This window comes from Klebsiella sp. CN_Kp100 (assembly GCF_040065315.1).
Lineage (GTDB): Bacteria > Pseudomonadota > Gammaproteobacteria > Enterobacterales > Enterobacteriaceae > Klebsiella > Klebsiella oxytoca.
Map to the genome: position 1 here is coordinate 19759 of NZ_JBEAIJ010000059.1, position 19285 is coordinate 39043.

At 57.7% G+C, this 19285-nt stretch carries 20 protein-coding genes; 7 read left to right on the forward strand and 13 right to left on the reverse strand.

The window, feature by feature from the left end; all coding sequences use genetic code 11:
* Positions 1-5: 5 nt before the first annotated feature.
* From ABLV12_RS25990 to nasR, 4 genes are all read right to left on the reverse strand, one after another.
* On the reverse strand, positions 6-794 hold the full coding sequence (locus ABLV12_RS25990) for an ABC transporter ATP-binding protein (RefSeq protein ID WP_032745170.1): 789 nt from the start codon (positions 792-794) through the stop codon (positions 6-8).
* 10 nt (positions 795-804) lie between these two features.
* The gene (gene ntrB / locus ABLV12_RS25995) at positions 805-1689 is read right to left on the reverse strand and encodes a nitrate ABC transporter permease (RefSeq protein WP_160885984.1); all 885 of its coding nucleotides are present in this window, start codon (positions 1687-1689) and stop codon (positions 805-807) included.
* A gap of 1 nt (position 1690) precedes the next feature.
* On the reverse strand, positions 1691-2947 hold the full coding sequence (locus ABLV12_RS26000) for a CmpA/NrtA family ABC transporter substrate-binding protein (RefSeq protein WP_004103139.1): 1257 nt from the start codon (positions 2945-2947) through the stop codon (positions 1691-1693).
* Between the two features lie 247 nt (positions 2948-3194).
* Positions 3195-4391, reverse strand: coding sequence for a nitrate regulatory protein NasR (gene nasR / locus ABLV12_RS26005; protein ID WP_032745174.1), 1197 nt, complete (start codon positions 4389-4391; stop codon positions 3195-3197).
* 68 nt (positions 4392-4459) lie between these two features.
* Between nasR and ABLV12_RS26010 the strand changes: the two genes are divergently transcribed.
* Both ABLV12_RS26010 and ABLV12_RS26015 read left to right on the forward strand, forming a co-directional pair.
* Positions 4460-4813, forward strand: coding sequence for a DsrE/DsrF/TusD sulfur relay family protein (locus ABLV12_RS26010; RefSeq protein ID WP_004103141.1), 354 nt, complete (start codon positions 4460-4462; stop codon positions 4811-4813).
* A gap of 238 nt (positions 4814-5051) precedes the next feature.
* Positions 5052-5294 (forward strand): DUF1883 domain-containing protein, encoded by a 243-nt coding sequence (locus ABLV12_RS26015; RefSeq protein ID WP_004103142.1) that lies wholly within the window; start codon positions 5052-5054, stop codon positions 5292-5294.
* A gap of 35 nt (positions 5295-5329) precedes the next feature.
* On the opposite strand, the gene ABLV12_RS26020 is transcribed toward ABLV12_RS26015, so the two are convergent.
* Together ABLV12_RS26020 and chaB are read right to left on the reverse strand one after the other, a co-directional pair.
* The gene (locus ABLV12_RS26020; protein WP_004103143.1) at positions 5330-6010 is read right to left on the reverse strand and encodes a gamma-glutamylcyclotransferase; all 681 of its coding nucleotides are present in this window, start codon (positions 6008-6010) and stop codon (positions 5330-5332) included.
* 149 nt (positions 6011-6159) lie between these two features.
* Positions 6160-6390 carry a putative cation transport regulator ChaB gene (gene chaB / locus ABLV12_RS26025; RefSeq protein WP_004103144.1) on the reverse strand — a complete coding sequence of 77 codons (231 nt, stop codon included), beginning with the start codon at positions 6388-6390 and terminating at the stop codon, positions 6160-6162.
* 265 nt (positions 6391-6655) lie between these two features.
* On the opposite strand from chaB, the gene chaA reads away from it, so the two are divergent.
* Complete coding sequence (gene chaA / locus ABLV12_RS26030; protein WP_004113666.1) at positions 6656-7756, forward strand: sodium-potassium/proton antiporter ChaA; 1101 nt, start codon at positions 6656-6658, stop codon at positions 7754-7756.
* An 88-nt stretch (positions 7757-7844) separates the two neighbouring features.
* Here chaA and kdsA read toward each other — a convergent pair whose 3' ends face one another.
* From kdsA to hemA, 6 genes are all read right to left on the reverse strand, one after another.
* Complete coding sequence (gene kdsA / locus ABLV12_RS26035) at positions 7845-8699, reverse strand: 3-deoxy-8-phosphooctulonate synthase (protein ID WP_348867467.1); 855 nt, start codon at positions 8697-8699, stop codon at positions 7845-7847.
* A 247-nt stretch (positions 8700-8946) separates the two neighbouring features.
* Positions 8947-9759, reverse strand: a complete 813-nt coding sequence (gene sirB1 / locus ABLV12_RS26040) for an invasion regulator SirB1 (protein ID WP_064355974.1) — start codon at positions 9757-9759, stop codon at positions 8947-8949.
* 3 nt (positions 9760-9762) lie between these two features.
* Positions 9763-10155: an invasion regulator SirB2 gene (sirB2, locus tag ABLV12_RS26045; protein WP_348867468.1), complete on the reverse strand. Its 393-nt coding sequence runs from the start codon at positions 10153-10155 to the stop codon at positions 9763-9765.
* Complete coding sequence (gene prmC, locus ABLV12_RS26050; protein ID WP_064371938.1) at positions 10152-10991, reverse strand: peptide chain release factor N(5)-glutamine methyltransferase; 840 nt, start codon at positions 10989-10991, stop codon at positions 10152-10154. Before prmC ends, sirB2 begins: the two co-directional genes overlap by 4 nt.
* Complete coding sequence (prfA, locus tag ABLV12_RS26055; protein WP_348867469.1) at positions 10991-12073, reverse strand: peptide chain release factor 1; 1083 nt, start codon at positions 12071-12073, stop codon at positions 10991-10993. The genes prmC and prfA overlap by 1 nt, the downstream gene beginning before the upstream one ends.
* A gap of 42 nt (positions 12074-12115) precedes the next feature.
* Positions 12116-13372 carry a glutamyl-tRNA reductase gene (hemA, locus tag ABLV12_RS26060; RefSeq protein WP_004103152.1) on the reverse strand — a complete coding sequence of 419 codons (1257 nt, stop codon included), beginning with the start codon at positions 13370-13372 and terminating at the stop codon, positions 12116-12118.
* A 273-nt stretch (positions 13373-13645) separates the two neighbouring features.
* Between hemA and lolB the strand changes: the two genes are divergently transcribed.
* The 4 genes from lolB (at position 13646) to dauA (ending at position 18164) form a co-directional block, all read left to right on the forward strand.
* Positions 13646-14257: a lipoprotein insertase outer membrane protein LolB gene (gene lolB, locus ABLV12_RS26065; protein WP_004103154.1), complete on the forward strand. Its 612-nt coding sequence runs from the start codon at positions 13646-13648 to the stop codon at positions 14255-14257.
* Positions 14257-15105 (forward strand): 4-(cytidine 5'-diphospho)-2-C-methyl-D-erythritol kinase, encoded by an 849-nt coding sequence (gene ispE / locus ABLV12_RS26070; protein WP_162680278.1) that lies wholly within the window; start codon positions 14257-14259, stop codon positions 15103-15105. Before lolB ends, ispE begins: the two co-directional genes overlap by 1 nt.
* Positions 15106-15287: 182 nt before the next feature.
* Positions 15288-16235, forward strand: coding sequence for a ribose-phosphate diphosphokinase (gene prs, locus ABLV12_RS26075; protein ID WP_004103157.1), 948 nt, complete (start codon positions 15288-15290; stop codon positions 16233-16235).
* A 249-nt stretch (positions 16236-16484) separates the two neighbouring features.
* Entirely contained in the window at positions 16485-18164 is a 1680-nt protein-coding gene (dauA, locus tag ABLV12_RS26080; RefSeq protein WP_026055944.1) for a C4-dicarboxylic acid transporter DauA, read from the forward strand.
* On the opposite strand, the gene ABLV12_RS26085 is transcribed toward dauA, so the two are convergent.
* Positions 18165-19211 (reverse strand): MerR family transcriptional regulator, encoded by a 1047-nt coding sequence (locus ABLV12_RS26085; protein WP_016808841.1) that lies wholly within the window; start codon positions 19209-19211, stop codon positions 18165-18167.
* Between the last annotated feature and the right edge of the window lie 74 nt (positions 19212-19285).

A 19285-nucleotide genomic window follows, 5' to 3' on the forward strand; every position in this document is an offset into this window, starting at 1 on the left:
GCCCCCTATGCCGCTTTCGGCTGTTTTTCATAGAGGAAGTGCAGGATCTGCTGACGCAGATGGTGATAACGGCTATCGTCCGCCAGTTGCACGCGATTGCGCGGGCGCGGCAGGTTAACATCGAGGATCTCCCCGACCGTCGCCGCCGGACCATTGGTCATCATCAGCACCCGGTCGGAAAGCAGCACCGCTTCATCAACATCATGGGTAATCATCACGATGGTAGTATTCAGCGACTGCTGAATCTGCATCACCGCGTCCTGTAAATGCGCCCGCGTCAGGGCATCAAGGGCGCCAAAGGGTTCATCCAGCAGCAGCACTTTCGGCTTCATCGCCAGCGCCCGGGCAATGCCAACGCGCTGCTTCATACCGCCGGATATTTCTCCCGGGCGCTTGTGCAGGGCGTGCCCCATCTGGACCCGTTCGAGGTTGTGCTCAATCCACTCTTTGCGCTCGCCTTTGCTCATGTTGCGGCGGAAGACCTGATCCACCGCCAGCGCAACGTTATCGAAGCAGGTCAGCCACGGCAGCAGAGAGTGGTTCTGAAACACCACCGCGCGTTCCGGGCCCGGCCCGGCGATTTCACGGTTATCACACAGCAGGCCGCCCTCCGTCGGCAAGGTAATCCCGGCAATCAGATTCAGCAGAGTTGACTTACCGCACCCTGAGTGACCAATCAGGCTGATGGTCTCCCCCTCGTAAATATCGAATGAGACATTCTGCAGTGCGAGGAATTCGCCGCTGGTGGTATTGAAACGCTGGCTGACGCCCTGGACCTGAATGAGTGGTTTCATCTGCGACTCCTTATTTATCCTGCCAGCTAAAACGACGGGCGAGCAGCATCAGCCCCTGTTCCAGCAGCAACCCGACCACGCCGATAATGACGATGGCAATGATGATGTTTTCAACGTTGAGGTTGTTCCACTCGTTCCAGATCCAGAAGCCGATCCCTAAGCCGCCGGTGAGCATTTCGGCGGCGACGATCACCAGCCAGGCGATACCAATCGAGAGACGAACCCCGGTCAGCACCGCGGGTAAGACCGCCGGAAAGAGGATCTTGCGCATCACCGTCCACTCGGAAAGCTGCAGCACGCGGGCCACGTTGAGGTAGTCCTCAGGAATACGCCGCACGCCCTCGGCGGTGTTAATAACCATCGGCCAGATCGAGCAGATAAAAATGGTCCAGCTCGAGGCCGGTTCCGCCTTCTGGAACAGCAGCAGGCCAATAGGCAGCCAGGCCAGCGGGCTGACCGGGCGCAGCAGCGCAATCAACGGGTTAAACATCCGGGCGAAGAATGGCGAACGACCGATCAGAAAGCCCAGAGGAATGCCCGCCAGCGCGGCAAGGCCAAACCCCACCGCCACGCGCTGCAGCGACGCCAGCACGTTCCAGCCGATCCCCATATCGTTCGGCCCGTCCTGATAAAACGGATCGGCAAAAAGGGTCAACGCGGAATCCAGCGTGCTGAGCGGCGTCGGGAAACCTTTGCTGTTTATTGCTGCCAGCTGCCAGCCCAACAGCAGCAATCCCAGCCCGAGCAGCGGCGGCAGCAGACGTTGGGTAGCATCGCGCAGCCAGCGGCTGAACGGAGGCGTGGTTTTGCGAACCTGCAGCGGCGGCAGGGTGATCACTTCGCCGGGCGCCTTTCCAGCGCTGGCCTGCCGTTGAGTTTTATATGCGTGTTTCATCTCATGCCCCTTTACGTTGAATCGCGAAACTGCTGGCATAGCCTTCCGGGTCGGCCCCATTCCAGACCTTGCCGTCGAGCAATGTGCTGCTGCGCATCGGCTGCTTCGGCGCGCCGATCCCGCCGACAGCCAGCGCCGCCTCTTTCCAGACGTCAATGCGATTAATGCGCTGCGCCACCGCCTGATAATCCGGCGACGCCTTCAACAATCCCCAGCGGCGGAACTGGGTCAAAAACCACATGCCGTCCGAGAGCCATGGAAAGCTCACCTCCCCCTGTTCGTAGAAGCGCATCGGGTGCGCATCCTGCCAGCGGCGACCGATACCATTGTCGTATGCGCCGAGCATGCGCCCGGTGAGGTACTGCTCTTTCGTGTTCAGCCACGCGCGTCTGGCGAGTATCCGCGCCGTTTCGCGAGTATTCTCCACGGAAGCATCAATCCAGCGTTGGGCCTCCATCAGCGCCGCCACCAACGCCCGAGCCGTATTCGGGTTACGCTCAACCCATTCGCTGCGGGTGCCGAGAATTTTTTCCGGATGTTCCGGCCAGATATCCTGAGAAGTGGCGACGGTGAAGCCGATGCGATCGTTAATGGCGCGCGCGTTCCACGGTTCGCCGACACAAAAACCGCTCATATTGCCGATACGCATGTTCATCACCATCTGCGGCGGCGGCACAACGACGGTGCGGATATCGTCGAAAGGGTTAATTCCACCGCTCGCCAGCCAGTAATAGAGCCACATCGCGTGGGTGCCGGTTGGAAAGGTATGGGCGAAGGTGTAGCTGCCCGGCGCCTGCTGGTCGATCCGTTTTTTCAGTCCGCCCAGGTCGGTGACGCCCTTCTCCTGCAGCTCGCTGGAGAGCGTAATCGCCTGCCCGTTGCGGTTAAGAGTCATCAGATTGGCCATCGCCTGGGGTTTACTGGCGATCCCCAGCTCAAGGCCGTAGAGCATGCCGTACAGAATGTGCGCGGCGTCCAGCTCTCCGGCAACCAGCTTGTCGCGCACTGCCGCCCAGCTGGCCTCCTTGCTCGGGACGAGGGTGATGCCGTACTTTTTATCGAATCCCTTTAGGGAAGCGATGGCTAAGGGGGCACAGTCGGTCAGCGGAATAAAACCCACCCGCACGGTGGTCTGTTCCGGCTTATCCGTCCCCGCCGCCCATGCCGCCTGCATCATGCCGGGCAGCAGCATCGCGCCGCCTAGCGCCGCCCCCGTCTGTAATAAACGCCGTCGTGAAATTGAAAACGTATCGCCCATATCTGCTCCAGAAACGCGCAAAAAAAACGCGCCCGGCGGTGCTTACGCACCGCAGGACGCCTTTATCCATGGACATACGCACCGCCATTGGCCCGCTGCCCAAAACCTTATTCACTCATTTTTTCTAATGCAAAGCAGATGCCAGATTTGCAGAAGGCCATATTGTGCGCTTTTGCTTAGCCAGCGGCCTTGCTATACGCAAAACGCTGCACCGTCGGCTGGCAATAAATGCTCGCTAATCGTGCAACTACTCCTTTGGGGTTGTCTGCCAGAGTGATTTTACCGTTAGCAGCGCACGGGCTATCTCCACCATCCGCTGGTTCTTATCCATCGCCATTTTTCGCAGCGTCTGCCAGGCCTGTTCCTCCGGCATCCCCTGATGGGTCATCAGCACGCTTTTCGCCTTCTCAATCAGTTTGCGCTCTTCAAGGGCTTCCTTTAACGATGCAAGCTGGCAGGAGAGTTGCTGAAGCTCAAGGGCCTGCTGGCGTACCAGCGGCAGCAGCTGTTTGTCCAGCCGCAGGGCGATACTGTCCTCAGCCTCATCCCAGTTTGCGGGCGGCAACTGCATGCTCTGCTCTTCGCCTTCCAGCAGGGCGGCGGTGGCGTTGAGCAGGTCGACGATCAGCCGCTCTTCCACGCCACGGAGCTGCTCAAGGCGCTGGGTCTGTGCGTAAAACCAGCGGAGCGCCGTTTCTCCCTCATCTACTGGAGGCTGGCGGGTACAGGCAACCCGCCGCAGCTGTTCAATCTCCAGGCTGGCCAGGCACTGGCTGGCAAACAGAGTGGTGAGGGGCGGATAGCTTAAGGCCTGAAAACTATCGAAACAGGGCTGCTGACCATCAATGCGGTCCACCAGTTGCTGACGCAGTTCATCGCTGAACTGCCCGCGGGCAAAGCCTAGCGCGCCCAGCGCACGTTCCTGTCCGGCCAGCTCTTTTCCCTGCATAAAGCTATAGAGCGCTACCATACGTCCAGCGATTTGCGGGTCGTCGATACTGTCATTGAGCTGCGGAACAATATTCAACAGATGGCGAATAATACGACTAAACTGCCCGGTCGCCTCTTCGGCAGGAATGTTCCGGGCGCGCACGCGTTGGCGCAGCGCCGCAAGCTGCGTCAAATACCACGCCGCGCAGGCAATGCGCCAGCAGAGCGCGCTGCTGGCGGCATCACGGGCGGGTTCCAGCGCGGCGTTGAAACGTGTGAATTGCTCATCGACCAGCGCCGCTGCCGCCCGGCACTCCGCCGAGTACAGTCTGCCGCCCGAGCACAGCCAGATATTCGACGCGCCGCGTTCGCACTGCAGCATATGCACCAGCGAACTTATCTCTCCTGCCAGCGACCCCAGCTGCGACAGCTGACGTAGCTGCTGTTTCTGGCGTCGCCGCGCGCGCGCAAACCAGTCGACCACCTCAGGCCTATTGCCAGCCGTATTATTCATACCCCTCTCCCGGGTTAACGCTTTATACTTCAGCCAAGCAATAACCGTGCCTTATAGAAGGAGTCCTTATGCAACGTATTGTGATTATCGCTAACGGTGCCGCCTACGGCAGCGAATCTCTGTTCAACAGCCTGCGTCTGGCGATCGCCCTGCGCGAGCAGCAGTCCGACCTTGAACTCAAACTGTTTTTAATGTCCGATGCGGTCACCGCCGGCCTGCGCGGGCAGAAGCCAGCGGAAGGCTACAATATTCAGCAGATGCTGGAGATCCTCACCGCGCAAAATGTGCCGGTGAAGCTGTGTAAAACCTGTACCGATGGCCGGGGGATCAGCGCGCTGCCGCTGATTGATGGCGTGGAGATTGGCACCCTCGTTGAGCTGGCGCAGTGGACGCTGGCGGCGGATAAAGTCCTGACCTTCTAAAAATCCCCGCGCTCACGGGATTAAATATTAAGCTGGCGGCGTTTACTAATCGAAAACAATACCAGCTGAAAGCTTTCAGGCACAACGTCATTTTTGTTTAATCTTTATTCTTTTTTTTGATCAAAATCAGCATCCGCATCCCTCCCCTTTGGTGTTATGCACAGAGCAAAGTGTGAACAATATCACGCGGGTTAATGGGCTGGCAGGATGCTGTAGACAGAAACGGGGTTAAGATTAAATGGCAATGGTAAAAGCAAGTTTGACGTTGTTTGGCGGTGACACATTGGTGGTGCGTTGTTCTGAACGCTGCCATATTCACCTGATGAGTGCCAAAGTGCCTGGCGATAGTCACGCTGATGTTCTGAGCGTACAGGACAGAGATAGCGCGTATCTGACCGTGCCTTACAGCGGCACCTGGAACGTTCTCATCGACAGCCACAGCCAGTCGCTGGAACACTCTATCAGCTACGTTCCCGCCTGATAGCAAACGCCCGGGTCTCCCCGGGCGATTCATTCTTACGCCAGCCCCGGCTGGCTATTCTCCCCAAGCAGATGACGTACCTTACCGACTAAATCGTCGAGGCAAGCGTCGTGCATGCCGAGTTTGCGCAACTCCTGATCGAGCGCGAACAGATACTGAGCGTTGGTACCAAGCGGCCCGCTGGCCCGCGCTATCAGCGGCGCAATCACCTGCGCGCTGGTGTCCGCCTCAAACAGCGGATGTCGCGGGTCCATAATAAAGACCAGCGCATTGACGGTGCGACCATCGTCAAGCTCCAGCTTACACCAGGTCGGCAGGTAGCAGCCGGTAATCATCTCCCGCTTCCACAGCAGCGTCAGCTCTTCTTCCAGCGATTCATCGGGCAGGCGGTAGGCGACGCCGGTCGTGCGCCCACCTTCTTTCAGCGCCAGCATGCGGCCCGGCTGCATGGCGCTACCGCGCCCGGCGGTGAGCCGCAAACAGAACGCGCGGTGCCAGCCCGGTAGCGTACCGGTACAGGATTCGCGATATTCCAGCGCCGGATTCCACATTAGCGAACCGTAACCAAAGATCCACACCGAGCCGTCATCCGGACGACAGGCCAGGGTCGCCGCCAAAGAGGCGGCCCGTTGTTCTGCCGACCAGAGAAGCGATTCCTCAATAGCGCCAAACGCCGTTTTACAATCTGCATTCAGTAAGAAATCACGAGTTAACACTGTCTACTACCTCCGCCACTGCCCGCTTCCGGCGATTATCTGGTGCCATCCGTGAAGTATTGCCGAATTATTATCCAGCTTTATTCGACAATAAGCAATGAACGGGCCGCGGGCAAGCGGACAGTCAGCGGAGGCCGCGGCAAAAGGTATTATTTCTTCTTATGCCACTTATCATCCTCACCTTTTTGATATTCATTTTTCACCGCTGCCCAGGCCACTTTATGCGCCGTCTCTTCGCGGCTGGCGTCATCACGCCGGTCCTCTTTATGTTTATACTGCTCCCAGGCACTATTAAAGGCTTCTTTGTAAATCTCCTGGGCGTGGGCGGGCAGTACGTGCTGAACGCTGTCGGGCAATTCACTTTTGTTGCTATAGGGCATGGCAACCTCCGGTTTAAGGGTGAATAGTGAGTCTGGTAGAGGATCAACCGGCTGGCAAGGCGACAGATAAATGAGAAAGATGTTTTAGTAATTATCTGAATAATAAATACAAAAAAATAGTAACCGCAGTTTATGGCAATCTATCACTTTTACAGGACTATAGTGGTAAATTTAAGTAAAAAAACAAATTAGTTTAATCAATGTCTGTTATTTTATTAACTTACGATATCTATAATTATAACACCTGCATAGCTGGAGATAATTCATGACCGATGCACATGAGGCGGTAAAAACCCGCCACAAGGAGACCTCCCTCGCCTTTCCGGTTCTGGCGCTGGCGGTGCTGTTCTTCTGGGGAAGCAGCCAGTCACTGCCAGTGGTCGTTGCGATTAATATTCTGGCGCTGGTCGGCATACTAAGCAGCGCCTTTAGCGTCGTCCGCCACGCCGACGTGCTGGCCCACCGCCTTGGCGAACCTTACGGATCGTTAATTTTAAGCCTCTCAGTGGTGATTCTTGAAGTCAGCCTGATTTCCGCATTAATGGCTACCGGCGACGCCGCGCCGACTCTGATGCGCGATACGCTTTATTCGATCATTATGATTGTTACCGGCGGGCTTGTCGGTTTCTCTTTACTGCTGGGCGGGCGCAAATTCGCCACCCAGTATATGAATCTGTTCGGGATTAAACAGTACCTTATCGCCCTCTTTCCGCTGGCGATAATCGTTCTGGTCTTCCCGATGGCGCTGCCCGGGGCCAACTTTACCACCGGCCAGGCGCTGCTGGTGGCGCTGATCTCCGCCGCTATGTATGGCGTCTTCCTGCTGATTCAAACCAAAACGCACCAGAGCCTGTTTGTTTACGAACATGAGGATGACGGCGACGACGATGACCCGCATCACGGCAAACCGTCGGCGCACAGCAGCAAGTGGCACACCGCCTGGCTGCTGATACATCTGGTTGCGGTTATTGCGGTCACTAAAATGAATGCCAATCCGCTGGAGACGCTGTTGACCAGCATGAACGCTCCCGTTGCCTTTACCGGCTTCCTGGTGGCGCTGCTGATCCTCTCCCCGGAGGGCCTTGGCGCGCTGAAGGCCGTATTAAACAATCAGGTCCAGCGGGCGATGAACCTGTTTTTCGGTTCCGTGCTGGCCACCATTTCCCTGACCGTACCAGTAGTGACGCTTATCGCCTTCCTCACCGGTAACGAACTGCGTTTTGGCCTTGGCGCCCCGGAGATGGTCGTGATGGTCGCCTCGCTGCTGCTGTGCCAGATATCGTTCTCTACCGGACGCACCAATGTGCTGAACGGTGCGGCGCATCTGGCGCTGTTCGCTGCCTACCTGATGACCATTTTTGCCTGAGCCTCCCCCGGCGGCGTCATGCCGTTCGGGGAGATCAAAAAAGCCTGCCGGTTGTAAAACCGGCAGGCTTTTGTCGTTTCAGCGGCGATTACTTGCTGGTATCGAGCTCATCATAGCTTTTAACGAGATCGTCGATGGCTTTCATCTGCTTGAGGAACGGCTCCAGTTTATCCAGCGGCAGCGCGGAAGGACCGTCGCATTTCGCGTGCTCCGGATCCGGATGCGCTTCAATAAACAGACCCGCGATCCCAACCGCCATCCCGGCGCGCGCCAGTTCGGCAACCTGAGCGCGACGGCCGCCGGAGGCCGCGCCAAACGGGTCGCGGCACTGCAGGGCGTGTGTAACGTCGAAGATAACCGGTGAGTTATTGGAGGCTTTTTTCATCACCCCAAAGCCCAGCATATCGACGACCAGGTTGTCGTAGCCGAAGTTTGCGCCGCGATCGCAAAGGATCACTTTGTCGTTGCCGCCTTCGATAAACTTATCGACGATATTGCCCATCTGGCCCGGACTCACGAACTGCGGTTTTTTCACGTTGATAACCGCGCCGGTTTTCGCCATCGCTTCAACCAGATCGGTCTGACGGGCGAGGAACGCTGGCAACTGAATAACATCCACCACGTCAGCGACCGGCTGCGCCTGGCTGGCTTCGTGAACGTCGGTGATGATTTTCACGCCGAAAGTCTGTTTCAACTCCTGGAAAATCTTCATCCCTTCTTCCAGACCCGGCCCGCGATAGGAGTGGATGGAAGAACGGTTAGCTTTATCAAAAGAGGCTTTGAACACGTAAGGAATGTCCAGCTTCTGCGTAACGGTCACGTAGTGTTCGCAGATACGCATCGCAAGATCGCGGGACTCCAGCACGTTCATGCCGCCAAACAGCACGAATGGCAGGTCGTTTGCTACGTTGATATCACCAATGCTAACCACTTTTTGTTTCATAAGTTCGCCTTATCAGGGTGTAACCGGAATGGTTTCAGACTAAAGCCTATCCAATCAGGACTATTTTACTTGCCATTTTGGACCTGGGCAGTGCTCGACAAAATACGAAAGTATTTTGAACGCCCTTCAGGGCGGCCCGGAGGGCGAGCGTCGCGAGTCAATCCTCACGTACTACGTGTACGCTCCGGTTTCTGCGCGCTGTCCGTGTCCAAACTGGCTGCGCCAGGAACGCCTGCTGGGATTGGCTTTAATGCAATGTAATTTGTTTGTGCGAAATGGTGTTGATCTGCGCGCGGATCATCTCGCTGATGGGATCCTCCGGGCACTGTTCAACGAAGTAATTAAGGTCCTGCAGCGCCACGTGATCGCAATCCAGCTGGGCGTATATCAGCCCCCGGTCGCGAATTTCGTACGGGTCTTCCGGATTGAACTGCAGCAGCGCTTCGCTGGTGCGTAGCGCCAGCTCCATCTGCCGCTCTTCCATCAGCGCCGATTTAAGGGTATCGAGCAGCTTGCGGATCACCTCCGCGTTATCCGCTTCATCAAGGTCTTCGTTAAACAGCTCGGCAACCGGGCTAATATTGCCCTTCAGCCACACTTCCAGCGTATGCTCGTTGAGCGTTTCGCCGTTAAACGGATTAATGAGCCACATCTCCTCGCTCTCTTCAGGGTCGGCGCGAAGCAGCATCTGGGTCGGGAAAATCACCGGCACCACCGGTAGCGCCAGACCCTGAGCAATCCACAGCAGGATCGCGCCTAACGACACCGCGCTACCCTGGCGATTATTCAACACTTTATCAAGCCATAGCACGTCGGACAGACGGTAAACGCCGCGCGAATCGCTAAAGCCCCAGTCATTGTAGAAAAGCTCCAGCAAACGCTCTATCTGGCGCTCCTGGTCCCACGAGGAGGCAATCTCCTCCCGCGCCAGGGCCAGCAGCCGCTCCAGCTCATCCTGCACATAGTGCGTCGGAAAATCGTCGCGGATTAATTCAGAAATGAGGACCATGCCGTCACATAACGGCGCTTTATTAAATTCGAAATCAGCTAACGACCTCATGCCTTACCCCAGTAACGGTGTTCTTGTGATGGCGAGTTGAATAATGATAAACAACACCACCAGGGCCAGCAGAAAGGCGACAAACCGGCTCTGCTGACTGCGCGGACGACGACGGCCCAGCGCGATAAATCCCAATGCGATATAAATGATAACGCCAAACAGCTTCTCAGTCAGCCATGTACCCTCTTCGGTAAACGGCAGATAGTGCGTTATTACCATTAATCCGGCGCCGCTGAGAAACAGCAGCGTATCGCTGCAGTGCGGCGCGATGCGAACCCAGCGCTGGTCGAGCCGGCGATTGCCGCTCCAGTGCCACCAGTAGCGCAGGACAAACAGGCTGACCGAGACCACCACGCAGGCGATATGCAGATACAGGACAGCGTTAAACAGATTCATACGCCTCCCTGATATTGCCCGAGCGTCAGGCGCTCGTTGTCGCCGTAGTCGCGGCAGGTAGCAATATTGCCATAACCCGCCTCGCGAAAGATTGCGCGCACCGCTTCCCCCTGCTTCCAGCCGTGTTCCAGCAGCATCAAACCGCCGGGAGTCAGGAAGCGGCGGCCTTCGCGAATGATGTAAGCCAGATCGGCGAGGCCGCCATCGGCGGCGACCAGCGCCGTTTTTGGCTCAAAGCGCACATCGCCCTGCGCAAGATGCGGGTCGGTTTCATCAATATAGGGTGGATTACTGACGATGATGTCGAACGGCTGTGCGGCGAGCGCGCTATACCAGTGGCTTTGCAGCACGGTAACGTTCTTGATGGCGAGGTGCTCAACGTTACGCGCCGCCAGCGCAACCGCATCGGGCATAAAGTCAACGGCGGTGACGTGGCAATCGGGGCGTTCGCTGGCCAGCGCCAGAGCGATAGCGCCGGTGCCGGTACCGAGATCGAGAATGCGGCACGGCTTGCCGGGTAACCGCATCAGCGTCTGCTCAACAAGGCATTCGGTATCCGGACGCGGGATCAGAGTGGCCGGAGAAACGAACAGCGGCAGCGACCAGAATTCGCGCTGGCCCACCAGGTGAGCCACCGGCTCGCCCCGTGCGCGACGGCTCAGCAGCGTTTCCAGCTCGACGGCCTGCTCCGCCGTCAGCGCCGTTTCGCCAAAGGCGAGAATATAGGTCCGCGCTTTGCCGGTCACGTGACCCAGCAGGATTTCGGCATCCCGGCGCGGGCTTTCACTTTGGCTCAGACGAGCGATGGCCTGCGTCAGCCACTGCTGAAAAGTCATCATTCCTGCTCGGAAAGGGCTGCCAGCTGATCGGCCTGATACTCCTGAACGATCGGCTCAATCAGCATATCCAGCTTGCCTTCCATCGCTTCATCCAGACGGTAAAGCGTCAGGTTGATGCGGTGATCGGTCACGCGGCCCTGCGGATAGTTATAGGTACGGTTACGATCGCTGCGATCGCCGCTGCCCAGCAGGTTACGGCGCTCGGAGGCTTCCGCCTGCTGGCGTCTGGAGACTTCCGCGGCGCGGATACGCGCGCCAAGCACCGACAGCGCTTTGGCTTTGTTTTTATGCTGGGAACGTTCGTCCTGGCATTCGACGACAATGCCGGTCGGCAGGTGGGTAATACGAATTGCCGAGTCGGTGGTGTTAACGTGCTGACCGCCCGCGCCGGAGGAGCGGAAGGTATCGATGCGCAGGTCGCTCGGGTTGATATCCGGCATTTCGGCTTCCGGGAGCTCCGGCATCACCGCCACGGTGCAGGCGGAGGTGTGGATACGCCCCTGGGATTCGGTGGCCGGGACGCGCTGAACGCGATGGCCGCCGGATTCGAACTTCAGTCGCCCATAGACGCCGTCGCCGCTGATTTTGGCAATCACCTCTTTGAAGCCGCCGTGCTCGCCTTCGTTGGCGCTCATGATTTCCACGCGCCAGCGGCGTGATTCCGCGTAACGGCTATACATACGGAACAGATCGCCCGCGAACAGCGCCGCTTCATCACCGCCGGTGCCGGCGCGAACTTCAACAAACGCGTTACGCTCGTCGTCCGGATCTTTTGGCAACAGCAGAACCTGCAGCTGCTGCTCCATCTGCTCGCCCTTTTCTTTCGCTTCGCGCAGCTCTTCCTGCGCCATTTCGCGCATCTCCGGATCGTCGAGCATCATCTGCGCGGCTTCAATATCATCCTGCAGCTGACGCCAGTCGGTATAGCAGCGCGCGACGTCGCTCAGCTGCGCGTATTCGCGCGACAACGCGCGAAATTTATCCTGATCGGCGATGGTTGCGGCATCGCCGAGGAGCGCCTGAACTTCCTCATAGCGTTCATAGAGGGCTTCCAGTTTGGCAACAATAGAAGGCTTCATAGGCGTAAATTCACCCTGTCCTAAAAAAGAGATAAAGGTGCGCTATTCCAGCCCGAGGCTGTTGCGCAGAATATGCAGGCGTTCATCATCCCCGTCACGAGCGGCCTGCTGAAGAGATTTGGTTGGCGAGTGGATCAGGCGGTTAGTGAGCTTGCGCGCCAGATCCTGCATGATTTCCTGCGCATCGCCGCCCTGATTGAGCGCTGCCAGCGCTTTCGCCGTCAGCTCCTCGCGGACCTGCTCGGCCTGGGAACGATATTCGCGGATGGTCTCGCTGGCGCTCTGGGCGCGTAGCCAGGCCATAAACTCGCTGGCTTCCTGCTCAACGATGGTTTCCGCCTGCACCGCCGCGGCTTTACGCTGCGCCAGATTGTGCTGAATGATGTTTTGCAGATCGTCCACGCTGTAAAGATAGGCGTTCGCCAGCTTGCCAACCTCCGGTTCGACATCGCGCGGAACGGCGATATCAACCAGCAGCATCGGCTGATTGCGGCGCGCCTTCAGCGCGCGCTCCACCATCCCCTTGCCGATAATCGGCAGCGGGCTGGCGGTAGAACTGATGATGATATCGGCCTCTTTCAGCCGCTCGTCGATATCGCTCAGCGCGATCACCTCCGCGCCGACTTCATCGGCCAGCGCCTGAGCGCGCTCGCGGGTGCGGTTGGCAATCACCATCTTGCGGACTTTATGTTCGCGCAGATGGCGAGCCACCAGTTCGATAGTCTCACCGGCGCCGACCAGCAGCACGGTCACGCTGGAGAGTGATTCGAAGATTTGCCGCGCCAGAGTACAGGCAGCGAACGCCACGGAGACCGCGCTGGCGCCGATATCGGTTTCGGTGCGCACCCGTTTGGCCACTGAGAACGACTTCTGGAACATGCGCTCCAGTTCACTGACGTTCAGGTGCCCACGGCTGGAATCCGCAAAGGCTTTTTTCACCTGCCCGAGGATCTGCGGCTCGCCCAACACCAGCGAATCAAGACCGCTGGCGACGCGCATCAGGTGACTGACCGCCTCGTTGTCCTGATGCCAGTAGAGGCTTTTACGCAGGTCCTCTTCATTTAAACCGTGGTAGTCGCACAGCCAGCGAATAAGAGCTTCCTGGAGGTTATCCTGCTCTTCGACGCTGAGATAAAGTTCCGTGCGGTTACAGGTCGACAGCACCACTCCGCCCTGCACCATTGGCTGGGCCAGCAAGCTCTCCAGCGCCTGATCGAGCGTATCCGGCGAAAACGTTACGCGTTCTCGCAGCGCTACAGGAGCTGTTTTGTGGTTAATGCCAAGAGCTAAAAGGGTCATTGTGAGGGAGTAGTACCAGCGTTGCTAAGGTTAGTCTGCAGGCATCATACAGGATGCGCGTAATCAATAAAAGAGAGGCTCCCCTTTTGGAGTAATAGCTAATCTGTAATAGCCATTAACGGTAATTTTTTGATTTCAGACAACTTGAACGTAGACGCTACCGCCCGGCAACGCTAGCATTAATGGTTATAATTGTAACCCGCTACACAAATCGGCCACCTGTTTCTCTCATCCGCCGCATTTCACTGTAGACATCAAGGATTTGTCATCATTATGAATCGACTGTTCCGCCTGTTGCCGCTGGCAAGCCTCGTTCTGACCGCCTGTGCGATTAATGCTCCGAAAGGGCCGGGTAAAAGCCCGGATTCTCCACAGTGGCGTCAGCACCAGCAAGATGTCCGCAATCTTAATCAGTTCCAGACGCGCGGCGCTTTTGCTTATCTTTCTGATGAGCAAAAAGTCTATGCCCGCTTCTTCTGGCAGCAGACGGGCCAGGACCGCTACCGCCTGCTGCTGACTAACCCGCTCGGCAGCACCGAACTGTCGTTAACCGCCCAGCCGGGCAACGTGCAGCTGATTGACAATAAAGGCCAGACTTACACGGCGACCGACGCCGAAGAGATGATTGGCCGCCTGACCGGCATGCCGATTCCGCTCAACAGCCTGCGGCAGTGGATCATTGGCCTGCCGGGCGAGGCCACCGACTACTCGCTTGATGACCAGTATCGCCTCCGCGAGCTGAACTACACGCAAAACGGCAAAACCTGGCACGTCACCTGGGGCGGCTACACCTCAGACACCAAACCTTCGCTACCGGCCAATATGGAACTTAACGACGGCAGTCAGCGCATCAAGCTGAAAATGGATAACTGGATTGTGAAATGATGACCCGCTGGCCCTCTCCCGCAAAACTGAATCTGTTTTTATACATTACCGGGCAGCGCGCCGACGGTTACCACACGCTGCAGACGCTTTTTCAGTTTCTGGATTATGGCGACACGCTGACGATTGAACCGCGCGACGATGGCCAACTGCGTCTGCTAACGCCGGTTGACGGCGTACCGGATGAAGAGAATCTGATTATTCGCGCGGCCAGGCTGTTAATGCAGGCCGCAGCGCAGGGCGGGAAGCTTCCTGCAGGCAGCGGCGCCGATATCAGCATTGATAAGGTGCTGCCGATGGGCGGCGGCCTCGGCGGCGGCTCGTCCAACGCGGCCACCGTACTGGTGGCGCTGAATCACTTGTGGGGCTGTAATCTTCCGGAAGATGAGCTGGCGGCGTTGGGTCTGCAGCTCGGCGCCGACGTGCCGGTGTTCGTTCGCGGCCATGCGGCCTTTGCTGAAGGCATCGGGGAAATTCTCACCCCGGCCGAACCGGAGGAAAAATGGTATCTGGTGGCGCATCCGGGGGTCAGCATTCCAACGCCGATCATTTTTCGCGATCCGGAACTTCCGCGCAATACCCCGGCCAGGTCAATTAATACGTTATTAAAATGTAAATTCGGCAATGATTGCGAGGTTATCGCAAGAAAACGTTTTCGTGAGGTTGATGCGGCGCTTTCCTGGCTGTTAGAATATGCGCCGTCGCGCCTGACTGGCACCGGTGCATGTGTATTTGCTGAATTTGACACTGAATCCGCCGCTCGTCAGGTGCTTGAAAAAGCCCCGGCATGGCTGCATGGCTTCGTGGCGCGAGGTGTTAACATCTCTCCGCTCAAGCAGGCGCTGCGCTAAGTTCTGCTTATTATAGCAAATCTGGCGAAAACGCCGGGGAAACTGAGTTACGGTGACAACGTCACCCTGTTCCAGACGTTGCATCGGGCTCTTTAAATACACCGCCTGGATGAAATCGTGCCCACCCGCACAGTTTTTGGCCCATTTCATCCACCACTGGACGCATGCCTGAGGTTCTTCTCGTGCCTGATATGAAGCTTTTTGCTGGTAACGCCACCCCGGAACTAGCACAACGTATTGCCAACCGCCTGTACACTTCTCTTGGCGACGCCGCTGTAGGTCGTTTTAGCGACGGCGAAGTCAGCGTACAAATCAATGAAAACGTACGCGGTGGTGATATTTTCATCATCCAGTCCACTTGTGCTCCCACCAACGACAACCTGATGGAACTGGTTGTTATGGTTGATGCTCTGCGTCGTGCTTCGGCAGGTCGTATCACCGCTGTTATCCCCTACTTCGGTTATGCTCGCCAGGACCGTCGTGTTCGTTCTGCTCGTGTTCCTATCACCGCGAAAGTGGTTGCTGATTTCCTGTCAAGCGTCGGCGTTGACCGCGTTCTGACCGTTGACCTGCACGCAGAACAAATTCAGGGCTTCTTTGACGTTCCGGTGGATAACGTATTCGGCAGCCCGATCCTGCTGGAAGATATGCTGCAGCTGAACCTGGATAACCCTATCGTGGTTTCTCCGGACATCGGCGGCGTGGTTCGCGCTCGCGCTATCGCCAAGCTGCTGAACGATACCGATATGGCTATCATCGACAAACGCCGTCCGCGCGCTAACGTTTCTCAGGTGATGCACATCATCGGTGACGTCGCTGGTCGTGACTGCGTGATGGTTGACGATATGATCGATACCGGCGGCACCCTGTGTAAGGCCGCAGAAGCGCTGAAAGAGCGCGGTGCTAAACGCGTATTCGCCTACGCAACGCACCCGATCTTCTCCGGCAACGCCATCCAGAACATCAAAAACTCTGTGATTGACGAATTCGTCGTCTGCGATACCATTCCGCTGACGCCGGAAATCAAAGCGCTGGAAAAGGTACGTACTCTGACGCTGTCTGGTATGCTGGCCGAAGCGATTCGTCGTATCAGCAACGAAGAATCTATCTCTGCTATGTTCGAACATTAATCGAGCCCGGCACAAAAACCCGCTGCGGCGGGTTTTTTTGTCTCTGAACCTTTTATTCTTCCACAATATCATTCGGCATGCGTCAAGGCGGCAAGTGAATGAATCCCCGGGAGCGTACCGGCAGTACGTGATCGAGGTAAATGAACGCAGCCAACAGAGAGGCATCCGAAGGATGGCGTGGATATGACCAATGCCTCCTTCACCTGCCATTTAGTTGACAGATGATGCGCTCATGGATGAAACATTATTGTGAACAGATTATTTTCCTCACATGTGATGCCTTTCCGCGCCCTCATCGACGCTTGTTGGAAAGAAAAATATACCGCTTCGCGGTTTACCCGTGATGCGATCGCCGGGATTACCGTCGGGATTATCGCTATCCCGCTGGCGATGGCGCTGGCAATTGGCAGCGGCGTGGCGCCGCAGTACGGTCTCTACACTTCTGCTGTGGCGGGGATCGTGATTGCGTTAACCGGCGGCTCGCGCTTCAGCGTTTCCGGGCCAACCGCCGCTTTTGTGGTCATTCTCTACCCGGTCTCGCAGCAGTTCGGCCTTGCGGGACTGCTGGTTGCAACTTTGATGTCTGGGATCTTCCTGATTCTTTTCGGCCTGGCACGCTTTGGCCGGCTGATTGAATATATCCCGCTATCGGTTACCCTCGGCTTCACCTCCGGGATCGGTATCACCATTGGTACCATGCAGATTAAAGATTTTCTCGGTCTGCAGATGGCGCACGTGCCTGAACATTATCTGCAGAAAGTCGGCGCGCTGGTTATGGCGCTGCCGACGATTAATCCCGGCGATGCCGCCATCGGTATTGTCACGCTGGGCACGCTGATTATCTGGCCTCGCCTGGGTATTCGTCTGCCGGGCCACCTGCCGGCGCTGCTGGCAGGCTGCGCGGTCATGGGCGTGGTTAATCTGCTCGGCGGCAGCGTCGCCACCATCGGCTCTCAGTTCCACTATATTCTCGCCGACGGCAGTCAGGGCAACGGTATTCCGCAGCTGCTGCCGCAGCTGGTGCTGCCGTGGGATATGCCCGGTTCGGAGTTCACGCTTAGCTGGTCCTCGCTGCGGGCGCTGCTGCCGGCGGCGTTTTCCATGGCCATGCTCGGGGCGATTGAGTCCCTGCTGTGCGCCGTAGTGCTGGACGGCATGACCGGCACCAAACATAAGGCCAATAGCGAGCTCATTGGCCAGGGGCTGGGCAATATCGTCGCTCCGTTCTTCGGCGGCATTACCGCCACCGCCGCCATCGCCCGCTCGGCGGCCAACGTTCGCGCCGGGGCGACTTCGCCGATTTCCGCCGTGATCCACGCGCTGCTGGTCATTATGGCGCTGCTGATCCTCGCTCCCCTGCTCTCCTGGCTGCCGCTTTCCGCTATGGCGGCACTGCTGCTGATGGTGGCATGGAATATGAGCGAAGCGCACAAGGTTGTTAACCTGCTGCGCTATGCGCCAAAAGACGACATTATCGTCATGCTGATGTGCATGTCGCTGACCGTACTGTTTGATATGGTCATCGCGATCAGCGTCGGTATTGTGCTGGCCTCCCTGCTGTTTATGCGCCGGATCGCGCGTATGACCCGCCTCGCGCCGGTGAACGTCGAAGTTCCTGACGACGTGCTGGTGCTGCGCGTGATTGGCCCGCTATTTTTCGCCGCTGCGGAAGGGCTATTTACCGACCTCGAAACCAGAGTGGAAGGTAAGCGTATCGTGGTGCTGAAATGGGATGCGGTGCCGGTGCTGGATGCCGGCGGGCTGGATGCCTTCCAGCGCTTCGTGAATAAGCTGCCGGAAGGCTGTGAACTGCGCGTGTCGAATCTGGAGTTTCAGCCGCTGCGCACGCTGGCGCGCGCCGGCGTTAAACCCATTCCGGGCCGTCTGAGCTTCTACCCGGACCGCAACGCCGCGCTGGCGGATATTTAATTATTCGGCGGCAGGCCCCTGCGCCTGCCGCATCATCACGCCAATCGCCTGCTGAAGCCAGCTGAGCACCTCCGAAGTCATCCACGTTCCCTTCATCAAATGCGGCTCCTGCTCCATGGCATAGCGAAACTTCTGCTGCGTCTGCGCATCCTTACCCGCGTAAGACTGGAACAGCGCCAGCCAGCGCTGCGCCAGCTGCTGACCTTCCGGGGAGGCCGGGTCTCGCTTCTCACGACAGGCCCGATGCAGGTCGGCCACCAGCGCCGGCCACTCCATCAGGCGATCGAAATAGTGCTGCCGGGTAAAGGCCAGCTCTTCGGCGTTCAGATAGCGCGCCCAGATGGCCAGCTTGCTTTCGGCAAAAGCACGGGTAATGAAATCAATCATCTCCGGCGTCACCCCGGTTTGTTCACGCATCTGCGGTTCGGCGGCGTGCATCTCATTCAGGCGAGTCAGAAACTCCGGCCTGCCGGCGGTATCCTGCTCCAGCTGCTCCATCCAGCGGGTTGCCAGCGCAATCGCCCGCGGCTCATCTGCCGGGCAGCGTTCGCCCATGAGCTGCTGCGCTTCCCCCACCAACTCCAGCCATGTCTGGTTACGCTGCTCATCCTGCTCCGCAAACGGCAGCACCTGTAATTCCTGTTGACTAAACCAGCGATCGTACATTTTCATCAGCTCCAGCGTTTGTACCCAGGACTCGAGATCGGGCTCGCCTCCGCTGTCCAGCTCTTCGCGCAGCAGCGCCAGGCGCTGGCGCAGCGTTGAGAGAGTTTGCAGCTGTCGGTCGAGGGTGGCGATCTGCTTGACCAGCAGATCGGACAGCGAGAAGGCGTCCCGGTCGAGATAGTCCTTAATTGTGGCGAGTTCCAGCCCGGCCTGCGCCAGCGCTTTAATCATATGCAGCCGCTGAACGGCCGCCAGATTATATAACCGGTAACCCGCCGCGCTTCTGGCCGAAGGCGTCAGCAACCCCGTTTGTTCATAGTGATGTAACGTGCGGACGGTCATTCCGGCGCGCTTCGCCAGTTCTCCCACCTGAATTAACATGACGGCTCCTTTCGTATACCAGTGGCACGACTCTGCTGCCTGACGTGACGTCAGGGTCAAGCGCTAAATACGGG